The sequence below is a fragment of the Paenibacillus durus genome, from assembly GCF_000756615.1.
Taxonomy (GTDB): Bacteria; Bacillota; Bacilli; order Paenibacillales; family Paenibacillaceae; genus Paenibacillus_AQ; species Paenibacillus_AQ durus.
This window is the reverse complement of record NZ_CP009288.1, coordinates 4,549,497-4,573,136: the sequence shown is the minus strand read 5'-3', so window position 1 is coordinate 4,573,136 and position 23,640 is coordinate 4,549,497. Positions and strand designations below refer to the sequence as shown.

Sequence of the window (23,640 nt, the reverse complement as noted above, 5' to 3'; positions counted from 1 at the left end):
GACGAAGGTCCGCTAAGTACATGATGAAGTGGAGCGATGGAAAGATGGAGGACCGGATCATATCCGCAAATTTAATGATGGAAGACCAGGCGGTGGAACTTAGTTTGCGTCCCCGCTTTCTGGCTGAATATATTGGGCAGAACCAGGTTAAAGAGAATCTGAAAATCTATATCGAAGCGGCAAAAATGCGGGGCGAGGCGCTGGATCATGTGCTGCTGTACGGACCGCCGGGTCTGGGGAAGACGACGCTGGCCAATATCATCGCCAACGAACTGGGAGTGAACCTGCGGACGACGTCCGGTCCTGCAATCGAGCGGCCGGGCGATCTGGCGGCGCTGCTGACGAATCTGCAGGAAGGCGATGTGCTGTTCATCGATGAGATTCACCGGCTGCACCGGACGGTGGAGGAAGTATTGTATCCGGCGATGGAGGATTTCGCGCTTGATATTATGATCGGCAAAGGCCCGAGCGCCCGCTCGGTACGGCTGGACCTGCCGCCGTTCACGCTAGTGGGGGCCACCACGCGGGCTGGGCTGCTGTCCGCGCCGCTGCGCGACCGGTTCGGCGTTGTCAGCCGGCTGGAGTTCTATACGGTGGACGAACTGAGCTATATCGTCTCACGCGGCGCCGATATTTTCAGTATCGAAATTGTCGGCGACGCGGCTGAAGAGATTGCACTGCGTTCACGGGGGACCCCACGTATCGCGAACCGACTGCTGAAACGGGTTCGCGATTATGCCCAGGTCAAAGGAGACGGGATCATTACGCCGGAGATCGCCGGCGAGGCGCTCAAGATGCTGCAGGTCGACCCGAGGGGACTTGACAGCATTGACCACAGAATGCTGCATTCGATGATCACGGGATTTCGCGGCGGGCCTGTCGGGCTGGACACGATTGCCGCAACGATCGGCGAGGAGAGTCAGACGATCGAAGACGTCTACGAGCCGTACTTACTGCAAATCGGATTTCTGCAGCGAACGCCCCGAGGAAGAATGGTTACCCCAGCAGCTTACCAGCATTTAGGAATTCCGCTCCCTCCGGAGCAATCCTGATCTTTTCGAATTTGGCGATTGGAGGAGAACGTGAAGATGAGGCATTTGTGGAAGAAAGGGAAACCAGCACTGGCAAAAGGTCTGCTGGCGGCGGCGCTGGCGGCGGGATGCCTGCTCATTCCCTCTGGAGCAGGTTACGCCGACTCGCCCCGAACGATACGCGTCGCGCTATTTGCGGATATTGGCAGCAAATATAAATTGACGGTTCCGGCGGTCACGCTGCTCTCGAATCAGGCTTGGAGTCTGGCCGCCGAAGATGGCGGGAACGTTCTCGTTACGGTCCCTTCAGGGACGAAGGCGCGGGCTAGCTTGGACGGTTACCGTGTCAAAGTGCTGGAGACGTCTTCCTGGCAGACGGCAGCCGACGCGGCGAAGAAGCTTCAATCTACATCGGACAAGCCCCTGCTGTTCCTGAACTCAAAGGGCGGCAGTAATGTATATCAACTCTATACAGGAACATATGCCAGCGAAAGCGCCGCAAAGAATGCGGCTGACAGAGTGGCTAATGCCGGCTTGAGCCTTCCTGCGGATCAACCTCCCGTCATTAAGGGCGGCAAGCATCTGAGTGCGGGAGGCTATGCCACGCAGCTGGAAGCAGATACCGCCAGGGCAAGCATCGCCCTTGCCGGCGTTGACGCCTGGACAGCCGTCGTGCCTTCCGAAGGCGGGGGATCGCGGTACGAGGTATGGGTGTCCGAAGCTGCCAGCGACAGCGATCTGGACGCGGCGCGGATTGTGCTTCACCAGGTGCTTCCACAGCTGTCTTTAACGACGGCTTCTGCGGGCCTCATGATCCGGACGGAAGCCGGTCTTGACCTGAACAGCGAGACGCAGGCGCAGCATTATGCGGTATCCGGCGGAGCGAAGTTCATGGCTGCCGGAAGCAGCGCGGGCATTCAGCTTGCCGAGAGATCCAAGCGGACTTACCGCGGCAGTCTTGAGCTTGGCGGATCGAACGGGGCCTTATCGGTGATCAATGAATTGCCGCTGGAGCAATATCTATACTCGGTTGTTGGCGGAGAGGTCTCATCGAGCTGGCCGGCAGAAGCGCTTAAAGCGCAGGCGGTGGCGGCCCGCAGTTATGCGCTTGCGCAGGGGATGCGGTTCGATATCGCAAATGTCGTCGATACTACGCTCAGTCAAGTATACAACGGGATCGGAACCGAAGCGGCTTCAGTTACCTCGGCGGTGGATGCCACCGCCGGAGAAGTCCTGAAGAGCGGAGGGAACATCATTGAAGCCGTCTTCTCATCCAACAGCGGCGGTGTGACAGCCGACCCGTCTGAGGTATGGAATAACGGCGGGAATATATTTGCCAGCGTCGACAGCTCCGGCGACAGTTCTGCAGTGGCCGCCGCGAAGAAATGGTATTATGTGCAGCTGCCCGGTGGCGCTGACGGGTACGTCCGGGAAGACAACGTAAAGCTGACGGGAGAGAAGACCGCAGCCGGCCTCGACCTGCTGACGGCAACGACCAAGGATGTCAATGTACGGGCTCTTCCTGTTCTTGACAGCAGCGTAAGTCCCGTCGGCAAGCTGAATCCGGGAGAGAATGCGGTTGTACTGGACAAAGTGCTGGAGTCGGGCAGCTACAGTTGGATTAAGGGACCTTACACATCGGCCGAGCTTCTGAAGAGTCTGCAAGGGAAGACGAGCGCTGCTCTTCCATCATCCATCATCAGCCTTCAGGTGACGGAACGCGGCCCGTCAGGACGAGCGGTTCAGGTCAAGGCTAACGGTAATGCCCTAAGTGTGAAGTATCCCGATTTGTACCGTTCCGCTCTGGGCGGGCTGCCCAGCACTTTGTTTGATATTGTGCCATCCGGCAGTTATACTGTACTAGGCGCCGACGGCAGGACCGCATCGGTGAGTGGTTCACAGCAGGCCGGCGTGCTGTCCGCCTCGGGGATGGTAACAGATGGCGGCAGCGGAACTGTAGTTATGAACGGGGAGAACAAGGCGAGGGTGATTGACGCCAGCCCGGGCTTCCTGTTCATTGGCTGGGGTTACGGCCATGGACTTGGCATGTCCCAGTGGGGCGTAAAGGGAATGGCAGAACAAGGGTATGACTACCAGAAGATTTTGCAACACTATTTTCAGAACGTCACTATAGTTAAGGAATGACAAGCAATGAATGTGGATTTGTATAATTTCCATCTGCCGGAGGAACTGATTGCCCAGACTCCGCTTCCCGACCGCAGCGCATCCAGGCTGCTCACGTTGGACAAGCGGAGCGGCAGGACGGTACATCGGCATTTTACCGATATTATCGACGAATTGCAGCCTGGAGACACGCTTGTGCTGAATGATACGAGAGTCATTCCTGCCAGGCTGTTCGGCATTAAAGAAGATACCGGGGCTAAGGCCGAGGTGCTGCTGCTCAAGAGCCTTGGCGAAGACCGGTGGGATGCGCTGGTAAAGCCGGGGAAAAAGCTTAAGACTGGCGCCGTCATATCGTTCGGCGAGGAGCTCCGGGCCGTTATCGAGGAAGAAAGCGATATGGGCGGGCGAACGCTGAGGTTCATGTACCAAGGGATATTTCAGGAGATTCTGGACAGACTTGGTACGATGCCGTTACCGCCATATATTAAGGAGAAGCTGGATGACCGGGAACGGTATCAGACCGTGTACGCCCGTCATGAAGGCTCGGCGGCAGCGCCTACGGCCGGTCTGCATTTTACAGAGGATTTGCTGAAGCAGATTCAGGACAAAGGGGTTCACATAGCCTATATTACCCTTCATGTGGGACTGGGCACATTTCGCCCCATGTCTGTGGACACGGTGGAAGAGCATGTCATGCATTCGGAGTATTTCATGCTGCCCCAGGAGACGGCGGATATGTTGAATGAAGCCCGGGTCAAGGGAAGCCGGATTGTAGCGGTAGGGACGACCTCCTGCCGTACATTGGAGACGGTCGGCGGCATGTTCGGCGATGGACCGCTTGAAGCATGCAGCGGCTGGACGGATATTTTTATCTATCCCGGCTATGAGTTCAAACTGGTGAACGCCCTGATTACGAATTTTCATCTGCCGAAATCGACGCTGGTTATGCTGGTCAGCGCCTTGGCGGGCAGAGAGCATATTCTTGCCGCCTATCAAGAGGCGATTCAGCAGAAGTACCGCTTCTTCAGTTTCGGCGACGCAATGTTCATTTACTAAGTATGAGGATGGTTACGCATATGGCAGCAATTACTTACGAGCATATTAAGACATGCAAGCAGTCGGGAGCCCGGCTTGGAAGAGTTCACACCCCTCATGGGGTTATTGAAACGCCAACTTTTATGCCGGTTGGCACTCAGGCAACGGTCAAGACGATGAGTCCCGAAGAACTGAAGGATATGGACGCCCAGATCATTCTGAGCAACACATATCATCTGTTTCTCCGCCCGGGACATGATATCGTCCGCGAAGCCGGCGGTTTGCACAAATTTATGAATTGGGACCGTCCGATCCTTACGGACAGCGGCGGTTTTCAGGTGTTCTCGCTAAGCGAGATGCGCAAAATCACGGAGGAAGGAGTGCACTTCCGTTCCCATTTGAACGGAGATAAGAAGTTTCTGTCGCCGGAGGTGGCGATGGAGGTGCAGAATGCGCTTGGTTCCGACATCATGATGGCTTTTGACGAATGCCCGCCTTATCCAGCGGAATACGATTACGTGAAAAAATCGCTGGAACGGACAACCCGCTGGGCGGAGCGGTGTCTGAAAGCCCATGCCCGTCCTCATGATCAAGGCTTGTTCGCTATCGTTCAGGGCGGGATGTTCGAAGATCTTCGGAAGCAGAGCGCTGCTGAGTTGACTTCCATGGATTTCCCGGGGTATGCTATTGGAGGACTCAGTGTCGGAGAGTCCAAGCAGCTTATGTATGAAGTACTGGATTATACGGTTCCGCTGCTGCCGCAGGACAAGCCGCGCTATTTGATGGGCGTAGGTTCTCCTGACGCGCTGCTGGAAGGCGCAATCCGGGGTGTAGACATGTTCGATTGTGTGCTGCCGACCCGCATTGCCCGTAATGGAACGACAATGACCAGTCAGGGAAGACTCGTTGTCCGAAATGCGCAGTATGCCCGCGATTTTGGGCCGCTTGATCCGGAATGCGGTTGTTATACCTGCCGCAATTATTCGCGTGCGTATTTGCGTCATTTAATTAAGAGCGACGAGACCTTCGGACTTCGTTTGACGACCTACCATAATTTGTACTTCCTGTTGGAACTGATGCGTAAGGTGCGAAAGGCCATCATGGAAGACCGGCTGCTGGATTTTCGCGATGAGTTTTTCGCGCAATACGGTTTAAATGATAATTCAAAAGGTTTCTAAAGTGCTGGATTGTGCTTTATGAAGATTTGAAAGGGGGGTGAAATATGTTTCAGTATGCTGCAGCATCCCAGTCCTCAAGCATTTTAGGGCTTGTCGGTCCGTTTGTTCTGATGTTTGTCGTGTTCTATTTCCTGCTGATCCGTCCTCAGCAGAAGAAGACCAAGACGCGGAACACCATGTTGAGGGCTTTGAAAAAGGGTGATAAGGTGGTTACAATCGGCGGCTTGCACGGTACGATCTTGGAGATTTCCGACGATATTGTCGTTCTCCGGGTGAATGACGTGACGAAGCTGACCTTTGACCGGGGTTCGATCAGCCATTCCGTTACAACGGAAGCGGATTCAAACTAATACAAGAGCCCAATATTATTGATAAAGCGGCATGCATTCCGTAAACGGGAAGCATGCCGCTTTGTTAGGATTAAAGTATCTTTACGTTCTCAGTGGAGCTGAACGATTCTTTCGTTTGCATATTCTTAAAGCCACTGTGCCAGAAAAGGCCATTCAGAATAAATAAAGCTGCGGCATAGACGTATATTCCAGAGGGAACAAGACTAGCGGCATAGTGTATACCGGCAAAAACGGCCATGATGAAAATGGCGGGCAGAGTCTTGTTTATCCCCGCCTTCTGGGAGTTCCCGAACGATTCGGAAAAAGGAAGCCCGCGGCCGTTCAAGCGGTAAATGATCGCCGTATACAAGATTACGACCAGCAGAACATCAACCAAATCAGGCAGGATTCGGATGCCGAAAATAAGGAGGAACACAATGCCGTCAAGCAGGAACAGCGGCAGGAACAGCCTGGTAATCGCGGCTTTTATTGTACCTTTATGTATAGCGTTGATGTCCTTCAAGGGAAGAGTGCGGTAAATATAAGAGCCTTTATAGTTGCCCGAATAGCGCAGCAATGCTACAACGGAGGGCATAAACAGAGCGGTCAAATAAATGAACAGATACAGTGAGCTTCGGGAGAGGGCGGCCCAGGACGAATCTGAAAGATTATTCAGAATAAAAATAAAGGGAAAAATCACTGCGAGTCCAAGTATCGGGTATACTTTGAGCTTAAATTCCCTTTCCCTGGACATCATTCTTGCCGCAAAACTATAAAAGATCGCTTCATCGCGGCTGCGGCATATTAAACGGGCGAGGGACAGATGAAGCCCCAAGGCTTTCCGTTTTTCATATTTACCGCTGTCGGCCATTTTTTGCAAGTAGCGCTCAAAGGAGTTTCCGAACCTGATATATACGACTGCGCACAATAATGGGATAACCACGGACAGAGCCGATAGGATGAGAACCGCAAGCCTGGAATTCCCATGAAGCAGCCACTCGAAAGGGGCGGCGAACCAGAACGGAGGCAGCAGATAATGCCACCAATTCACACTAAAGCTTGAACTAAAATTGATGATATCCAATACGCGAAACATAATTTGATAACCAATCGTGAGCGTCACGGACAACCCGATTTGTACATAGTTGATGATATCCTTAAGCTTCTCTCCGTCAAAGAATTTCAGAACCAGCAAATACATCAGCGAGGTCGCGACAACGACAAAGATATCGGCTGCAAATAATTCAAGCAGGAACAGCAAAAAGAACGGCAGTCCATGTCTGAACAGGGACACAAGCAGAGGTACAATGGTAAGTGACGCGGTCAATAAGACCAGGTAACTGAGAATATGCACCGTTTTGGCGGCAGCGAGCGTCCGGGCATTCACAGGTTTGGTATGCAGGATATGCCTGTCTTTTAGATCGAGCAGCACGGAGGAGAAATCGGATATCATCGTGGTAGTCAGAAAGAATAGGATAATGCTGAATATCAGCCCCGCCTGAAGCATATAGTTGTCCCCCAGCAGCAAAAAAGGCGTTATGCCGATTGCGCCAAGGAGCCCGTATACCCATAGGGATTTGATGGATGACAATGGAGACGCTCCGGAGTTCGTCTGTTTTAATACGTTGCCTTTGCGCGTATACTCCGGTTTGCTTGCGCGGGAAGAGTTGTCGAACACAGCAGGTTTTCTCCTTTGGTCCATAGTGAGCTTAACCTGCAGAATCCGCCGGAGCATATCGTAATCGACGCCCGCTTTTAAGAATAACGGCTTTACTCTGTCTAACAATCTCAGTGTTAAAAATTCCTTCACTTGTTACCCCTCTTTCACTATGGACACGAACGATTCCGCAATCTCTTCATGGTCGCTGAAGCCTGTAAGCTGATTGAAAATCTGTTCGAGTGTTCCTTCTTGACTCTTCGTGCGCAGGTCTTCAAAGCTCCCGTCCGCCACGATTTGCCCGCCGTTAATCAAGACGATACGGCTGCTTATTTTTTCGACGACATCCATAATATGCGAAGAATAAAAAATGGTCTTGCCCTGCGCGGCAAGCCGGGCCATAATCTCTTTCACAATCATGACGCTATTTGCGTCAAGTCCGCTGAGCGGTTCATCCAAGAACAAAAGATCGGGATTATGCAGCAGGCTGGATATGAGCAGGGTCTTTTGTTTCATGCCTTTTGAATAAGATGAGATTCTCGAATCGAAAGCCTTGTCTAGACCGAACAGTCCGGCTAGCCGCATCGCTTTATTTTCCGCAGTCCTCGCTTCCATGCCGTATAATTCGCCCACGAACGTTAAATACTCCCTTGCGGTCAAAACGTCATATAAATCGGCGGTCTCAGGCACATAGCCGATCCGTTTCTTGTAATTCGTCCCTTCTTCCGCTATGTTAGCGCCAAACAGCTCTACGGTTCCCCGATACCCCTGAACAAGGCCGAGCATAATCTTGACTGTTGTGCTTTTTCCCGCGCCGTTGGGACCGATATAACCGATTATTTGTCCGGGTCCTGCTTTCAGGTCGATTCCTCGCAATACGTCGCTGCCGCCAAAATCCATCCATAGGTCCGAAATAGACAATACACATTCCATAGAGTTCATTGGTCTGATCATCCTTTTTTTTAAATTCACTTTATTGTACTCCGTTCCATCTTATCCCACAATATGGAAATGTATCGGGGGATCGGGTGATCATAAGCACGGCGCAAATAAATTCTGACAAAAAAAGAAGCCTCATAATGAGACTTCTTCAATAAATGTATCGTACACGTTTAGACGCCAGTAGGGTCCATACTGAATCGCGGCCATGCCATGACTATTCCTGTCTACCGCATTGGAGTGGCTTCGTTTCCGACCCGCAGCGTAACCTCGTTCTCGCGAAGTGTAAGCTTGGCAAGTTGAACGCTGAGCGAAGAAGAGAGAATAGCCAGTAAAGTACCGCCTATCATATCGGTGAGCCAGTGAATGCCCAGGTAGAAGATGCCGAAAATAATGACGGAGGCCGAAATAGCCGTAACCATCATCCAGCGCCGGTTGCCCGATCTTAGAGCGAGCAGCGCCGTTGTCAAGGAAATGGCAGTGTGCAGGCTGGGGAAGCAGTTGTTAAGTCCGGACAATGCCCGGTACTCCTGTTCAAATCTTGGGAAAACATCCAGCATGACGAACCGGACGCCCGCCGGAGCATAGGACCACACCTCGTTGACTGGAAAGTATAAGTAAAAAGGAATGGCAATTGCATAATTCAGGATGACAGCGTAACAGGTTGCATAGACCATGAGACGGTTCTTGTCCATCAAATACACTCCAAGCGATGCAGCCAGCACCGATTGCAGCATAAATACGTAGAAGAACACGATAATCGGGGTCAGCCATGGAGCGTAGAACAGATGCTGAATTCCCTGGACAAAATGTCCTTCTAGACCGTATACAAAACCGGTAAAATCGGAAGTGAGATGCAGCCTCTTCTCGATTTGCAGTTCATACTTGTTAAGAGCGAGCACGCCGGACATTGCGGCGATGAGCAGCACTAATTTGTAGGACCGCAGCAGCTCTTTGACAAGATAAACAACTGGCGTAAACGGATTTCGCCTTGTTACAAGGCCGATCAGCAGAAAGACGATCATTACGGTGAACCAGGTAACGGTATTCATTGATTGGTAAAGCAAAGCGTTCGAAGCCTCCTTGAATGTGGGAAAACAACAATTGGATGAAGACAGTGTATCACATTTTGGGAAGCGGCGTTTTAATTTTTTGAAATGGAATTATTAAGCTTTCTGGAAATTAACTCCAAACATGCCGCCAAGCGCGCCAATGACCGCAGCAGCCGCTATCCACAGCAGGTCGACCGCTTTCAGCTGGCTGTCCAAGGCCAGGAAACCGATAATCAGTACAATGATTCCGTAAAAAGCTCCGGTAAGACAGCCTTGATACCACCCCTTGCGGATCGCACGCTTTCCCGCTGTCCAACCTCCGAAGGCGATGGCCAGTCCATGTACAACGTAGGTGTACAAAGAAAGATCTTGTTCACTTAGACCGCTTCCCCAGAGCAGCAACGAAAGAATGAAAGCTCCCATCAGCATCCACAGAAAAGCGCGGCACAGGCCCGACAGGACGGGGCTCCCGATTTTCAGCGAGAACAGTTTCCGTAGCAAATGCATGGATTAACCTCCTCTTTTTACAGGTTGCATAATCAGTTACTTCATACTATGAGACGGCTTGCCCCAATAGTACATGAAAGCCCCGGCGGGCATTACCAGTAATTGAGCGGGGACTTCCCGAATGTTACATGGGCTGCGCGGTCAGAATAGGGTTACATTGTTCCGTCCGGCGCTGATGGGTGTTCGGAGGATCCGATAAAGGAGAGCGAAGCAATATGTTATGGCATATCAGCGTACATATCTTTTTGACTTTGCTAATGTATTTCTTCATCTTCCTGAGCATGCGAATTATGGGTAAGAGGGAGATTGGGAAGCTGTCGCTGTTTGACCTTACGATTTCCATTCTGATCGCCGAAATTGCTGTATTCGCCATTGAAGATATAAAGCGCCCGCTGTATGACAGTATTGTGCCGATGGTGACGCTGGTTCTGATCCAGGTGGTGCTGGCCCAGTTCAGCCTAAAGAGCCGTAAGCTCAGACTGCTCATAGACGGCAAACCGAGCATTTTGATTGCGGACGGCAAAATTCAGCGAAAGGAAATGCGTAAACTGAGATATAATATAGATGACCTGCTTTTGCAGCTAAGAGGGCAAAATATTACAAGTCCGGCGGATGTCGAATTTGCGATATTGGAGCCAACCGGTCAGTTGACCGTGATCGAGAAAAATAATGACGTCTCCTCTTCCAATCGTTCCGGTAACAGCAAATATGATAACAGCAGTATCCGTAACAGCAACATCCGTAACAGCAGTAGCGACAGCAGCAGCGGATCAGAAGCCAGAGGGATCGGCCAGGATTTTCCCAAAGACAAAATCCGGTATGAAGGGCTGCCGGTGCCGCTGATTATGGACGGCAAGGTACAAGACGATAATCTGGAAATGATCGGAAAAACGCGGTTTTGGCTAAGAAATCAGATCCGGCAAAAAGGCGTCTCGGATTTTCGCGATGTGTTTCTCTGTTCAATCGACCACAAGGGTAAGCTTTATGTGGATCATATCCGCTCCAAGTAGCTACAGCCAGCGGCGGATAAGCGGAATTTTTTCGAGATCACGCCGTGTAAACAGTCCTGTCAGCAGCGAGATACCGAGGTAAAATGCCATACCAAGTGCAGAAGCGAACAGAAACTGCACCCACTGTGCCTCGGCTATCGAAATGTGGGTATGCACATACTTTACGCCAGCGCCCATAATCAACATTGCCGCGCCTGTCTTCAGAAGATCGCTCAGCTTCACGCGTAGGGAGATCAACCTGACGACGCTGAATCCGTGCTGCAGGGTGACCAGTATACTGTTGACGATGATGGCGATCAAAGCACCATTGATTCCGTATTCGGGTCTTGAAGCGAGCAACAGGATGAGCAGAATTTTGACAATTGCGCCGACCAGCGTATTGAATAATGCCGTACCCGGCCGTTCCATTGCTTGAAGCACCGCCTGAAGCGGAGCCTGCACGTACAGAAACAGGGCGAACGGCGCCATCATTCGCAGCATCGGAGCCGTGTCTGCGCTGCCGTACAGCAGACTGCACAGCGGGGAGGCGAGCACGTACATAATTACAGTGAATGGCGCACCGGTTACCATGGCCAAGCGCAGCGCCTGATGAATCCGTTTATGGATCGCTTTGAGATCTTGGCGCGCCGAGGCCTCGGACAGCGATGGCACAAGCGAGACGGCGAGTGCGCTGGTGAGCGCCCCCGGCAATAGAAGCAGCGGGATAACCATCCCCTGGAGCGAGCCGTACTGGGCGGTTGCGAGCGAAGTGGCAATCCCCGCCATGGCCAGGCTTCGGGCGGTAATAATCGACTCCAGCAAATAAGAGAACGAGCCGACAAGTCTTCCGGCAGTTACCGGAACGGAAATGCCAAGCAGCCGCCTTAATAATCCGCCGCTGTGGGCAGCGTTACCTTCTTCCGGGCGTTTTTCCCCAGTCTCAACCGAAGCGCTTTTTTGCTGGTCAAGCTGCGGGTTGTCCTTTTTTTCACCGAAATGGTACTTGATCAGCAGCACGAGCATCCCTGTAATTTCACCTACGGTAACCCCCAGCATAGCGCCTGCCGCGGCAAAGGAAATGCCCTTGGGCAGCAGCAGCCATGAGAACCACAGCATGAAGATAATGCGCGTAACCGTCTCCACAACGGAAGACAGCGCAGAGGGAATCATGTTCTGCAGTCCCTGAAAATAACCCCGGTATACAGCGGAAACGGCGACAATAGACAGCATCGGGGTCATGGCGATGAAAGTGTAATATACGCGGCTGTCCGTCAGAATTGAAGTGGATACCCAGGAAGCTCCCGCTAGCGCGATTCCCGTAAACAGAATGCCAAGAAATACGCTGAGCGCAAGGGCCGTACGCAGAATGCGCCGCGACTGCTCCGGCTGATTTCTGCCCTCGGCTTCCGCCACCATTTTGGCAACAGCGAGCGGAATTCCTCCGGCTATGACAGTTACAAGCACTAAAAAGAAAGGATATCCAAGCTGGTACAAGCCGACGCCTTCGGCTCCGATTACACGCGGCAGAATGATGCGCGGAATGAAGCCCAGCATCCGGTTGACAATACCCGCTGTAAGCAGGATCAAGGTTCCATAGATAAAGCTCTGCCTCTTCGGTTTCCTCAAATGGCATTCCTTCTTCCCGGGGTAAAATATATCGCCGAACGATTGTCCTACTAAATGGATATGCCGTATCTGATCGGACATGACTCGCATCCTCGCATAACATTTTGGCCGTAAAGAAGGAAAGCCGGGAAGAAGGTCGAATACTAAACTTGAGAAAAGTTCATGGACAAGGTTTATAAGACTGCGGGAGGTGTGAACACGTGGAATCGGAGCACAATGATCAAGAGATGCTGGACAAGGATATCGAGGACATGTGCCGCAGCAAGGCGGAGGAATTCCGGCTCCTTGGTTATGAATATGTAACCGCCAAGGATGTCTGGGAGTGTGTCAGCCGAAATTATGCCAAGGAAGGAACGCCGCAGATCCATAGAATTGTGAATGATATCTATTCCTTGAAAGTGACAACTTACATGAATTACTTGACCATTTCCGCCTACAAAGGACTGAAATAAATGGAATTCATGAGGGATTTTTGCAAACGGATTCACAAAGGCGTATGGTAAATGAGCAAAGACTTCATAGCTTCCCCGGAAACGGATGGCTTGCCGCATTGTAACAAAAGCGGCTGAAGCCGCCGTTTCTTTTTGGTAATATGGAGGATGTCGTTCATCTTTGCATGAATTGACGCTCATTTGGCGCGTCGCTATAATAGGAATATTGAGTTTAAGAAAGGGGAACTAGCAAGAGCATGAAAAGACTTTTGAGCTTTATCATTACCGTGCTAGTCTTGGTGGCCGTTATGGCGGTATCGACTCCGGGGCTGCTTGACAGAGTGCGGTTGGGTCTTGATTTGAAAGGCGGCTTCGAAATATTGTATCAAGCCCAGCCTTCCGAGCAAGGCAAAGAAGTGACCCGGGCTTCTCTGCTGCAGACCGCTGCAAGCCTGGAGAAACGGGCCAACGTACTAGGAACAAGCGAACCTGAGGTTACCACGGAAGGAACGGACCGCATCCGTCTGAAAATCGCCGGTGTTACCAATGAGGCTGAGGTTCGTGAGAAGATGAAGGAACCCGCAGTGCTTACTTTCCGCAGCGCCGCCTCAGGCGACCCCGAAGGAACGTACAGCAAAGTCGAACTGGTGGGCAGCGACTTCGTAGAGAACGCCGCAACCATCGGCCGCGACAACCTGAATCAGATCGAAATCAGCATCAAGGTTAAAGATAAACAGAAATTTGCGGAAATTACGAAGCGTCTGCTCGGACAGCATCTGGCCATCTATCTGGATGACACGAAGCTCTCCGATCCGCAAGTAAGAGCGGAGCTTACGGACGGAACGGCATCGATTTCGGGCAATTATACAATCGAGGAAGCCCGGAATCTGGCAGATACGATTAATCTCGGGGCTCTGCCGCTGAAGCTGACGGAGAAATACTCCCAAAGCGTAGGCGCAACTCTTGGCAAGCAGTCCCTGAATCAGACGGTCCAAGCCGGCCTGATTGGTTCGGTCTTTATTCTGATCTTTATGATCGGCATGTACCGTACTCCAGGTCTAATTGCCAGCTTTGCCTTGATTCTGCATACATGGCTGCTGATTCTGGTCTTCGTGTTTGCCGACTTTACCCTGACGCTTCCGGGCATAGCGGCATTCATACTCGGGATCGGGATGGCAGTTGACGCCAACATTATTACAAATGAACGAATTCGGGAAGAAATGCGGAGCGGCAAGAGCATCATGTCCTCCGTCAAGGCAGGCAGCAAGTCTTCCTTCCGTACCGTAATGGACTCGAACGTCACCACGATTATCGTCGCGGCCGTCATGTTCGCATTTGGTACAGGCTCGGTAAAAGGCTTTGCCCTGGTGCTGATTGTAGAAATTCTGCTCAGCATATTTACGAACCTTTATTTCGCCCGTTGGCTGCTTAACATGCTGGTTAAAGCCGGCAAGCTGAGTAAGCCGAAGCAATTCGGGGTAAAGGAGAGTGAAATCAGTGCGCTTTAAGAAAGAGCTCGATTACGTTCACTTGAGCAAATATTTCTACATTTTCTCCATCACGCTTACGATTCTGGGGATTATATTTCTGGCGGTATTCAATCTGAACTACAGCGTCGATTTCAAAGCAGGCTCCAACGTTGACGTTTCCCTCTCCAAGAATTTGACGGTGGACCAGATCCGTACAGCTGTCGCTAACATTGGAACGGATCACGAGCCGAATATTACACCCGGAACGCAGCGCGTGACCATCCGCTATGACGAAGAGCTGACGAATAAGCAGGATGCCGCGCTGAAGAGCGCCATATCCAAGCTTGACGACAAGGCATCGTTTGAAGTCAACACCGTCGATACCGAAATGGCCAGGGAGCTTGCCCGCAACGCGATTTATGCGGTTCTCATTTCTTGCCTGGGGATTATTGTATATGTAAGCATTCGCTTCGAGTGGCGCTTTGCAATAGCGGCGATCGTCGCTCTGGTCCATGACGCGTTCATGGTCGTTGCCGTATTCTCCATTTTTCGGCTGGAAGTGGACTTGACATTCATTGTCGCGGTGCTGACGATTATCGGTTATTCAATCAATGATACGATTGTTATTTTTGACCGGATTCGGGAGAACCTGCGTTTCGGCAAGCAGAAGACTTACGACGATCTGAAAGATCTGGTAAACAAGAGCGTATCCCAGACTATTATGCGTTCGCTCTATACCGCCTTTACCGTATTCATCGCCGCGTTCTTCCTGCTGGTGCTTGGCGGCGAGTCGATTAAGATGTTCTCTCTGGCCATGGTTATCGGCCTGCTGTTCGGAGCTTATTCCTCCATCTTTATCGCGAGCCCACTCTGGCTGCTGCTGAAGAAGAACCAAAAGGCTAAGCCCAAGGGCAAGCCTGCCAAAGCATAATGAGCTATCAGATGAAGCCGCGTTCATGACGACGCGGCTTTTGAAACCCTGGAGAGATGTCAGGTCATTATACTCAACACACGTGTATTTGGAAGCGGCAAGGAGGAACCCAGATGAATGAAAAGTACTCGTCTCAAAAAGAGCGTGCGGCCTGGATCGGAATTGCCGGTGATTTTGCGCTGGCTTTGGTTAAAGGAGGCGCGGGCTATTTTTCAGGGAGTAAGGCTTTGATCGCCGACGCTTTATACTCGGGCGCGGATGCCGCAGCGAAGCTGGCTGAAGTTCTCCCGTGGCGCATCGAAGGTAAGGGGAGCCATAAGAAAAGGCCGATTGCCCGGGATGGGAAAAGTAAGCGGGAGCCCTTTTTATCCGTAGTGTTTGCAGTGCTCATTTTGATGGGCGGCCTGCAAATCGCTTTTTCCGCAATTCGCGATCTGACGAGCGGCAACTTGAATCCTTCGGGCGAGCTTGCCCTGTTGACGATCTGTCTGTCTCTGCTGGTGAAGGAAGTTATTTTTCAATATCAATACCGGTCTTCTCAAAAAGTCGGAAACGGCAGCCATGCCGCTTATGCCGATAACCACCGTTACAGCTTGTACACTTCACTGACCGTGTTGATTGGCGCCGCATTGTCCACCATACTCGGAGGTTACCTGAACTGGCATCCTCTCCTGTATCTGGACCCAATCGCGGCCCTTCTGGCGGCTTGCCTCATTCTTCGTAAAGGGTATTTGCTCATTCTAAGTACGATTCACGGCAAGGAGAGCCTAGAGCTTCCGCATGAGGACTCGGTCAGCTTTATCGATACCGTTCAGAAGGTGCATGGGGTCATTCGAGTGGAACATTTAAAGGCTCTTGAAGATGGGCGCTGCGTGAACCTCCATGTGACCATAAGCGTCAATCCGCGAATCACCGTATTGGAAGCCAGGGAAATTGCGGACTGCGCTAAAAAGCTGCTGCAGCACCGTTTCGTCCACGTTAGCGAGGTTCATATGGATACCGTGCCTTACGAGCCCGGTTATCCTTATAAATCCAATTATGAACTGGCGGATAGCGAAACGCCGACACTGCTTCAGTAGCCGGCTTAGCATGAGAGAAAGGTGAACCGCATTGCTGTATTCAAAAACCAAATGGCACTCTCCGGTTGCCGATCCCGTTCAATCCAGGGAATTGGCCCGGAGACTTTCTGTTTCTCCACTGGTTGCTTCCCTGCTTGCCGCGAGGGGACTGACAGAGCCGGAGGAAGCTCTTGCATTTATTAACTCTGGAACGGAAGAAGAGCATGACCCGTTCTTGTTGAAAGGGATGAAAGAGGCTGTTCCCCGGATTAAAAAAGCGCTGCAGGATGAGGAACATATCCTTGTATATGGAGATTACGACGCCGACGGAGTATCCAGTACATCTCTGATGATTTATCTCCTGCGCCATCTGGGGGCTTCTTTCGATATTTATATCCCGCACCGGTCGGGCGAGGGCTATGGACTACATAACCATGCGCTCGATTGGGCGCTGCAGCAGGGCGTCTCGCTGGTTATCACAGTGGATACGGGGATCAGCGCATGCAGCCAAATCGCGTATGCGAACGAGCTGGGAATGGATGTTATCGTAACGGATCACCATGAACCGCCGGAGGTTCTCCCTGCCGCTTACGCTCTCATTAATCCGAAGCTGCCCGGCTGCCCATATCCGTTCAAGGGATTGGCCGGAGTGGGAGTTGCCTACAAGCTGGCTCAGGCTCTCCTGGACGGTGAAGTTCCGGAGGAATGGTCGGAGATCGCAGCCATCGGAACGATCGCCGACCTGATGCCGCTGCTGAACGAGAACCGCGCCATTGTGCGCCGGGGCCTTAACAGTATGCGCAGATCGAAATATCCCGGCATTCGGGCGCTGCTTGAAGTGAGCGCCGTAAGCGTGAAGAACGTGGACGCGGTTAATGTTGCTTTTGCGCTTGCACCGCGTATTAACGCCAGCGGGCGCCTCGATCATGCCGGACGGGCCGTGTCGCTGTTGACCTCGGATGACCCCGTGGAAGCGGAACGCCTTGCCGGAGAACTGGACCTGTTAAATAAAGAGCGGCAGATGGTCGTAGAGCGGATTGCAGCGGAGGCGATCAGCCGTTTGGAAGAGAGAATCAAGGATGGAAAGCTTCCGGGCATTATCGTTCTGGCCGGGGAAGGGTGGAATGTCGGGGTTGTCGGCATTGTAGCTTCCAAGCTGCTCGAGCGGTACTATAGACCGGTAATCATATTGGACATTCATCCCGAGACGGGCTGCTGCAAAGGCTCAGCGCGCTCCATTCCGGGCCTGGATATTTACGAGGCGCTTGCCTCCTGCTCGGAGCTCTTGGATCACTTTGGCGGGCATCCGGCGGCGGCAGGCATGAGTCTTCACCTGGATAATCTGGAGGCATTTACCGCCGCGCTGGATGAATTCGCTACAGGCGTCCTAACGGACGAGCATCTGGTGCCTGTTACCGAGGCGGACGGAGAGTATGCGCTGGCCGATTTGTCGCTGCAGGCCGCCGAGGAGCTTGAACTGCTGGCTCCTTTCGGCATGAGCAATCCGCTGCCAAAGTTCATTGTGCGGGAAGCGGTAGTGAAGGAGACGCGTACTATGGGGCAGGGCAACCGGCATCTGAAGCTGGTTCTGCAGCAGGGAGGCGCGACAGTCGAAGCCGTCGCTTTCGGCAAGGGAGAGCTGGCTGAACTGCTTCCGCCCGGCACCGGTATCGATGTACTGGCGGAATTGTCGATCAACGAATGGAATGGTTCCCGCAAGGTCCAGCTTATGCTTAAAGATTTGAGCGTTCCTCAGCAGCAGCTGTTTGATTTTCGCGGGGTTCGGGATGCCGCCGGCAGGACCCAGCGCCTGCGGAATTTGCTGCTGCCGCAGACCGGCGGCAGACAAGGTCTGGCCGCGGCTGTGGTTCGCAGGGATTCGCTGAAAGAGCAAGAGCTGCCGGAATGTCAAGGGATGACCTTTTGGGTATATGATCAATATAACGGAATATCTCCGGCAGACAATCTGCTCGGGGAAGTTGACGGAAGCCGTGTTTCCCTTCTGTGTCTCCTGGATATGCCTGAGTCGACAGAGCAGCTTGATGCATTGCTGCGTACTTTCCCTGAAGTAGAGAACATTGCACTGCTGCATTCGCTCCGCCAGGAGCGGGAGCGGCTGCTTGTTCCGACGAGAGAGCATTTTAAGATGCTCTATAAATGGCTGGCCGCCATTGCCGCCAGGTCGGTTCCGGAACAGGAAGTGCTGCTGCGGCTCAGCCGCAAATCGCTGATGAGTCTGCGTATGCTGAAGATGATGCTTGACGTATTCGAAGAACTTGATTTTATAAGAAGAGAGCAGGGGCAGTTGTCCTTTGTTACCCGGCCTGCCGCCCGGGAACTTACTTCTTCAAGCCATTTTATGCGCCTTAGCGAATTAGCGGAAATGGAGCAGTATTTTACGGAAGGAAGTCCCTCAGAGCTGCAAGAATGGATGGAGTCACGCCGTCTCGGCGCATCCTAAAGCAAAACGGGCGAGAGACCGTGCGGCACTCGGCTGTATGCTAACAAACTTTAAGCGAATGCTTCCGAAGTAAGTTTTGCGAAGAAAATTCAGGACGTGTTTGCTATCAAAACTAAGCGAATACTTCCGAAGCGAATTTTGCGAAGTTGACTCGGGAAGTATATGCTATCAAAATTTTTAGGAGGAGTTATTTTGGATTTCAAAGAAATTATCCGCGTCATTCCGGATTTCCCGCAGCCGGGCATCAGCTTCAAAGATATTACGACACTGCTGAAGGACGGCGAAATGTACCGCGGGGCTATCGATGCGCTGAAAGAACGTGTGGCCCATTTGAAGATTGATGTCATCGCAGGTCCCGAAGCGCGGGGCTTTGTCATAGGGGCTCCTCTTGCCTATGCGCTGGGCGTAGGGTTTGTGCCGATCCGCAAGAGCGGCAAACTGCCGTACGAGACGATTGAAGCCGGCTATGATCTCGAATATGGAAAAGACTCTCTTGCAGTACATACCGATTCGGTTCTGCCTGGTCAAAATGTGCTGATTGCCGATGACCTGCTGGCAACCGGAGGCACGATTTCCACCGCGGTGAACCTAGTCCGCCAGTTGGGTGGCAATGTGGTTGGAGCGGCATTTCTGATTGAACTGGAACTGCTGGAAGGACGTAAGAAGCTTAATGATGTGGAAGTCGTGTCCCTTCTTAGCTACGAGGTTTAATTTTTCGCTGCTTAGTGAGAGAGGAGCTAACTGAGGGAATAGCCTTCGGGAAGCAAGATTTCGCTCTATTTTCCGGGAAATAAACAGCCGGCAGCCCATCATCGTACTTAAGTACGAAGGGCTGCCGGCTTTTTGCAAAATATAAGATTAATAAGCTGAGCGCTTATCCATTTGTCTTATATTTCTACGAGAAACGGTACCTAAAAGCGATACTCGTATCGCCACTTCGGAAGCTTAAGCTTCTAAAAGGACGGCGAAGCCGTTTCTTCTTGTGCAATTATATAATCTGCTTAAACATCCGCCGCATCGGCCAGTTTGATCTCTTCCTTATCATTGGACAGCCGGAGAACCTCGAAGAGCTTGAACAGCAGCGAGAGGACGATACCGACAATCGTGGCAAGCGCCATGCCCTTGAGCTGAATGCCGCTAATGGTAAGGGTGGTTCCGCTGATACCCACTACGAGCACGAGCGTCGCCAGAATCATATTGGTCGGCTTCGAGAAATCGACCTTCTGTTCCACAAAGATGCGCAGCCCGGAAGCGGCGATCACGCCGAACAGCAGCAGAGACACGCCCCCCATAACCGGCAGCGGGATGTTGGCGATGATGGAAGAAAACGTGCCGGAGAACGATAGTAAAACAGCGATAACCGCCGCTCCACCGATGACATAGACGGAATAAACCTTTGTAAGAGCCATCACGCCGATATTTTCACCGTAAGTCGTATTCGGTGTGGAACCGACGAATCCGGAGATAATGGTCGAAATCCCGTTGCCCATAAGCGAGCGGTCGAGACCGGGATCTTTGGCGAGGTCTTTGCCCACAATATTGCTCGTTACGAGCAGATGTCCGATATGTTCGACGATGACGACAAGGGAGACCGGAATGATGGTTAGAATAACCTGCCAGTCAAAGGAAGGCGTCGTAACGGTCGGATGGGCCAAAAAATGCGAGTTCGCGATTGCCGCAGTATCGACCCTGTGCATAAGATAAGCCAGTACGTAGCCTGTAACAATTCCGATCAGAATATGGATGATTTTCGGGAAGCCGCGGAACAGAACCGCACCGATTACCGTCACACTCAGTGTGACCAAGGACAATGTAATCGCGCCCGGATCAGGCTTCCAGTTCACAGCGCCGGATGGGGCGATCAGACCGGCCATTCCAGCGGCAACCGGCACCAGCTCCAGTCCGATGGTGGCAACGATGGCGCCCATTACCGCAGGCGGGAACACGATGTCAACCCATCCCGTTCCGGCATAGCGTATAATCAGGGCGACAATCACAAAGATTACTCCCGTTACGATAAAAGCGCCAAGAGCAAGCGAGTAGCCGTGACGATGGTCGCCCTGATGCGCGGCCAGTACAGCCGTAACCGGCGAGATAAAAGCGAAGCTGGAGCCAAGATAAGCAGGGATTTTGCCCCGGCAGATCAATATGTACAGCAGTGTGCCAATCCCGTTCATCAGCAGAATCATGCCGGGATCAACCCCGAACAGGTTGGGCACAAGCACAGTGCTGCCGAACATGGCGAACAAATGCTGGAGGCTCAGGAGAAATCCGGGGCCCAGGGGGAGTCTTTCGTTAACTTGAATTTCACGTTGCAAACCATTCACTCCTCTTTCTGTGTTAAATCATGACGTAGCTTGTAAGGAAAACCGCCTTAACTAGATTAAATAGATCACGCTTTTTTTTCAACAACATTTTCACAAAGTTCGTTATTTTTTTCACAAAATCCAAATAAATCGTTCAGAAATGCCATAGAGTGGCAAGTGTTGACGTAATCCGCCGCAAGCGTCATAATAATAGAAAACTTTCAGTATAAGAGAAGTTGTCGGCTTTTTTAAAATGAAAAGAACCGAACCCTGCCTGCGGATGCGCAAAATACGCGGGTTCATTTTATTATAGAAAGGACACGGATACGACGAGTATGGGCATTGAGCGATTACTTGAAAAGGCCGGAGCTTATATAAAAGAAAAGGATCTTCCACGCATACAAGAGGCTTATGAATTTGCCGATCAGGCCCATCAAGGCCAGGTGCGCAAATCAGGGGAGCCGTATATCCTGCATCCGCTTGCGGTGGCCGATATCGTCGTGAGCATGCAGATGGATGTCATCTCCATAATTGCGGCTCTGTTGCATGATGTTGTGGAGGATACGACGGTGTCGCTCGAACAGATCCGTGAGAAATTCGGCGATACCTGCGCCATGCTCGTGGACGGCCTGACCAAGCTGGAGCGCATTCGTTTCCGGTCAAAGGAAGAACAGCAGAACGAGAATTACCGCAAAATGTTCATCGCCATGGCACAGGATATCCGCGTCATTGTCATCAAACTGGCGGATCGGCTGCATAATATGCGGACGCTGAAGTATCAATCGGAAGAAAGCCAGCGCCGCATCTCTTATGAAACGCTGGAGATTTTTTGTCCCATCGCGGACCGCCTCGGTATTTCGGCCATTAAATGGGAGATGGAGGATATTGCCCTCCGCTACCTGAATCCCCAGCAGTACTACCGGATTGCCAATCTGATGCATAAAAAGCGCGCCGAGCGCGAGCAATTTATCGACAGCGTCATCAGCCGTATCCGCGTCAAGCTGGATGAAATGGGCATCGGAGGCGATCTCTCGGGACGGCCCAAGCATATTTACAGCGTGTACAACAAAATGACGACAAAGAACAAGCAGTTCAACGAAATTTACGATCTGCTGGCGATACGCATTATCGTTGACAACATCAAGGATTGTTATGCCACGCTCGGTATTATCCATACTCTATGGAAGCCAATGCCAGGCCGTTTCAAGGATTATATCGCCATGCCAAAAGCCAACATGTATCAGTCGCTGCATACGACAGTTGTTGGTCCTAGCGGCGAGCCGACGGAAGTGCAGATCCGAACGTTCGAAATGCACCGGACAGCTGAATACGGGATAGCAGCACACTGGGCATACAAGGAAGGAAGCGGCACGTCCGTCAATCCTGAGAACCGGATGCCTTTTTTTCGCGAAATTTTGGAGCTGCAGCATGAAGCCAAGGATGCTTCGGAATTTGTTGAATCGCTGAAAATGGACTTTTTCTCCGATCTAGTCTTCGTCTTTACGCCCAAAGGGGAAGTCATTGAACTGCCTGCAGGTTCCGTGCCGCTGGATTTTGCCTTCCGGATTCATACGGAGGTCGGCAACCGCACGATTGGAGCCAAGGTGAACGGACGGATTGTACCGCTTGACCATAAGGTGAAGACCGGCGATATCGTGGAAATCCTAACCTCGAAGCATTCCTACGGGCCGAGCCGGGACTGGCTGAAGATCGCTCAGTCTTCGCATGCGCGAAGCAAGATCAAGCAATGGTTCAAAAAGGAGAAGCGCGAGGAAAACGTAGAAAAAGGGCGCGAAGCAATCGAACGCGAGCTGAAACGGATCGGAACCGAGCCTTCGGATTGGATGTCGGACGACAAGCTGCTGGAAGCGGCGAAAAAGTTCGCTTTTAACGACATCGAAGATATGCTCTCCGCAGTGGGCTTCGGCGGTATTACAGCGGCGCAGATTGCTACTCGCCTAACGGAGAAGCTGCGCAAGGAGCAGGAAGAAGCGGCAGCCGCGCATCTGGAGCTGACGACCGAGAAGAAGGAAATCAAGGTTGCCGAGAAGCGCAACCAGCCGACGAACGGTGTACGCGTCAAGGGAATTGACAATCTGCTGGTCCGCTTCGCCAGATGCTGCAATCCTGTGCCGGGAGACGATATTGTCGGCTACGTCACGCGCGGCCGCGGCGTATCCGTGCACCGGGCGGACTGTCCGAACATCAAGGCGGAGGAGAGCGAGGAAGCGGCGCGCGTCATCGAGGTCGAGTGGGAGGGGAGCATGGAAGCGAATTACAGCGTCGATATCGAGATTACCGGGCACGACCGGAACGGCCTGCTCAATGAAGTGCTGCAGGCGGTGTCCGAGAGCAAGACAAATATTTCAGCCGTTACCGGCCGTTCCGACAAGAACAAGATGGCCATGATTCATATGACGATTCTGATCCGCAATACGGATCATTTATATTCGGTAGTGGAAAAGGTGAAGCGGGTAAAGGATGTCTACACGGTTCACCGGATAATGCAGTAAGTTT

19 protein-coding genes are annotated in these 23,640 nt (G+C 52.1%); 13 read left to right on the top strand and 6 right to left on the bottom strand.

Translation table 11 applies throughout. The features are described 5' to 3' along the window. Positions 1-44: 44 nt before the first annotated feature. From ruvB to yajC, 5 genes are read left to right on the top strand one after another with little or no spacing between them, the layout of a single operon-like run. Positions 45-1,052, top strand: a complete 1,008-nt coding sequence (gene ruvB / locus PDUR_RS19835) for a Holliday junction branch migration DNA helicase RuvB (RefSeq protein WP_042207861.1) — start codon at positions 45-47, stop codon at positions 1,050-1,052. Positions 1,053-1,088: 36 nt separating this feature from the next. Next, positions 1,089-3,176: a SpoIID/LytB domain-containing protein gene (locus PDUR_RS19830; protein ID WP_042207860.1), complete on the top strand. Its 2,088-nt coding sequence runs from the start codon at positions 1,089-1,091 to the stop codon at positions 3,174-3,176. A 6-nt stretch (positions 3,177-3,182) separates the two neighbouring features. Continuing rightward, complete coding sequence (gene queA, locus PDUR_RS19825) at positions 3,183-4,211, top strand: tRNA preQ1(34) S-adenosylmethionine ribosyltransferase-isomerase QueA (protein WP_042207859.1); 1,029 nt, start codon at positions 3,183-3,185, stop codon at positions 4,209-4,211. A gap of 20 nt (positions 4,212-4,231) precedes the next feature. Then, positions 4,232-5,368 carry a tRNA guanosine(34) transglycosylase Tgt gene (tgt, locus tag PDUR_RS19820; protein ID WP_025692355.1) on the top strand — a complete coding sequence of 379 codons (1,137 nt, stop codon included), beginning with the start codon at positions 4,232-4,234 and terminating at the stop codon, positions 5,366-5,368. Between the two features lie 44 nt (positions 5,369-5,412). Continuing rightward, a complete protein-coding gene (gene yajC / locus PDUR_RS19815; protein WP_042207856.1) occupies positions 5,413-5,718 on the top strand; it encodes a preprotein translocase subunit YajC in 306 nt (101 codons plus the stop codon). Positions 5,719-5,788: 70 nt separating this feature from the next. On the opposite strand, the gene PDUR_RS19810 is transcribed toward yajC, so the two are convergent. From PDUR_RS19810 to PDUR_RS19795, 4 genes are all read right to left on the bottom strand, one after another. Beyond that, a complete protein-coding gene (locus PDUR_RS19810) occupies positions 5,789-7,507 on the bottom strand; it encodes a hypothetical protein (protein ID WP_042207855.1) in 1,719 nt (572 codons plus the stop codon). Between the two features lie 3 nt (positions 7,508-7,510). Then, a complete protein-coding gene (locus tag PDUR_RS19805; RefSeq protein WP_042207854.1) occupies positions 7,511-8,296 on the bottom strand; it encodes an ABC transporter ATP-binding protein in 786 nt (261 codons plus the stop codon). 224 nt (positions 8,297-8,520) lie between these two features. After that, positions 8,521-9,360 (bottom strand): phosphatase PAP2 family protein, encoded by an 840-nt coding sequence (locus tag PDUR_RS19800; RefSeq protein WP_233277402.1) that lies wholly within the window; start codon positions 9,358-9,360, stop codon positions 8,521-8,523. Positions 9,361-9,459: 99 nt separating this feature from the next. Then, the gene (locus PDUR_RS19795) at positions 9,460-9,852 is read right to left on the bottom strand and encodes a TIGR04086 family membrane protein (RefSeq protein ID WP_042207853.1); all 393 of its coding nucleotides are present in this window, start codon (positions 9,850-9,852) and stop codon (positions 9,460-9,462) included. Between the two features lie 215 nt (positions 9,853-10,067). On the opposite strand from PDUR_RS19795, the gene PDUR_RS19790 reads away from it, so the two are divergent. After that, positions 10,068-10,862: a DUF421 domain-containing protein gene (locus PDUR_RS19790; protein WP_042207852.1), complete on the top strand. Its 795-nt coding sequence runs from the start codon at positions 10,068-10,070 to the stop codon at positions 10,860-10,862. On the opposite strand, the gene spoVB is transcribed toward PDUR_RS19790, so the two are convergent. Continuing rightward, the gene (spoVB, locus tag PDUR_RS19785) at positions 10,863-12,548 is read right to left on the bottom strand and encodes a stage V sporulation protein B (protein WP_081949595.1); all 1,686 of its coding nucleotides are present in this window, start codon (positions 12,546-12,548) and stop codon (positions 10,863-10,865) included. 119 nt (positions 12,549-12,667) lie between these two features. Between spoVB and PDUR_RS19780 the strand changes: the two genes are divergently transcribed. From PDUR_RS19780 to PDUR_RS19755, 6 genes are all read left to right on the top strand, one after another. Continuing rightward, on the top strand, positions 12,668-12,919 hold the full coding sequence (locus PDUR_RS19780; RefSeq protein ID WP_036594250.1) for a post-transcriptional regulator: 252 nt from the start codon (positions 12,668-12,670) through the stop codon (positions 12,917-12,919). Positions 12,920-13,155: 236 nt separating this feature from the next. Further along, positions 13,156-14,406 carry a protein translocase subunit SecD gene (gene secD / locus PDUR_RS19775; protein WP_042207850.1) on the top strand — a complete coding sequence of 417 codons (1,251 nt, stop codon included), beginning with the start codon at positions 13,156-13,158 and terminating at the stop codon, positions 14,404-14,406. Next, on the top strand, positions 14,396-15,298 hold the full coding sequence (gene secF / locus PDUR_RS19770; RefSeq protein WP_042207849.1) for a protein translocase subunit SecF: 903 nt from the start codon (positions 14,396-14,398) through the stop codon (positions 15,296-15,298). Before secD ends, secF begins: the two co-directional genes overlap by 11 nt. Before the next feature lie 113 nt (positions 15,299-15,411). Continuing rightward, entirely contained in the window at positions 15,412-16,377 is a 966-nt protein-coding gene (locus PDUR_RS19765) for a cation diffusion facilitator family transporter (RefSeq protein WP_042207848.1), read from the top strand. A 31-nt stretch (positions 16,378-16,408) separates the two neighbouring features. Then, positions 16,409-18,817: a single-stranded-DNA-specific exonuclease RecJ gene (gene recJ / locus PDUR_RS19760; protein ID WP_042207847.1), complete on the top strand. Its 2,409-nt coding sequence runs from the start codon at positions 16,409-16,411 to the stop codon at positions 18,815-18,817. A 192-nt stretch (positions 18,818-19,009) separates the two neighbouring features. Next, on the top strand, positions 19,010-19,528 hold the full coding sequence (locus PDUR_RS19755; protein WP_042207845.1) for an adenine phosphoribosyltransferase: 519 nt from the start codon (positions 19,010-19,012) through the stop codon (positions 19,526-19,528). A 290-nt stretch (positions 19,529-19,818) separates the two neighbouring features. Here the strand turns inward: PDUR_RS19755 and uraA are convergent, their stop codons facing one another. Next, positions 19,819-21,135, bottom strand: a complete 1,317-nt coding sequence (gene uraA / locus PDUR_RS19750) for a uracil permease (protein WP_042207843.1) — start codon at positions 21,133-21,135, stop codon at positions 19,819-19,821. A 323-nt stretch (positions 21,136-21,458) separates the two neighbouring features. Between uraA and PDUR_RS19745 the strand changes: the two genes are divergently transcribed. Further along, positions 21,459-23,636, top strand: coding sequence for a RelA/SpoT family protein (locus PDUR_RS19745; RefSeq protein ID WP_042207842.1), 2,178 nt, complete (start codon positions 21,459-21,461; stop codon positions 23,634-23,636). Positions 23,637-23,640 lie beyond the last annotated feature (4 nt).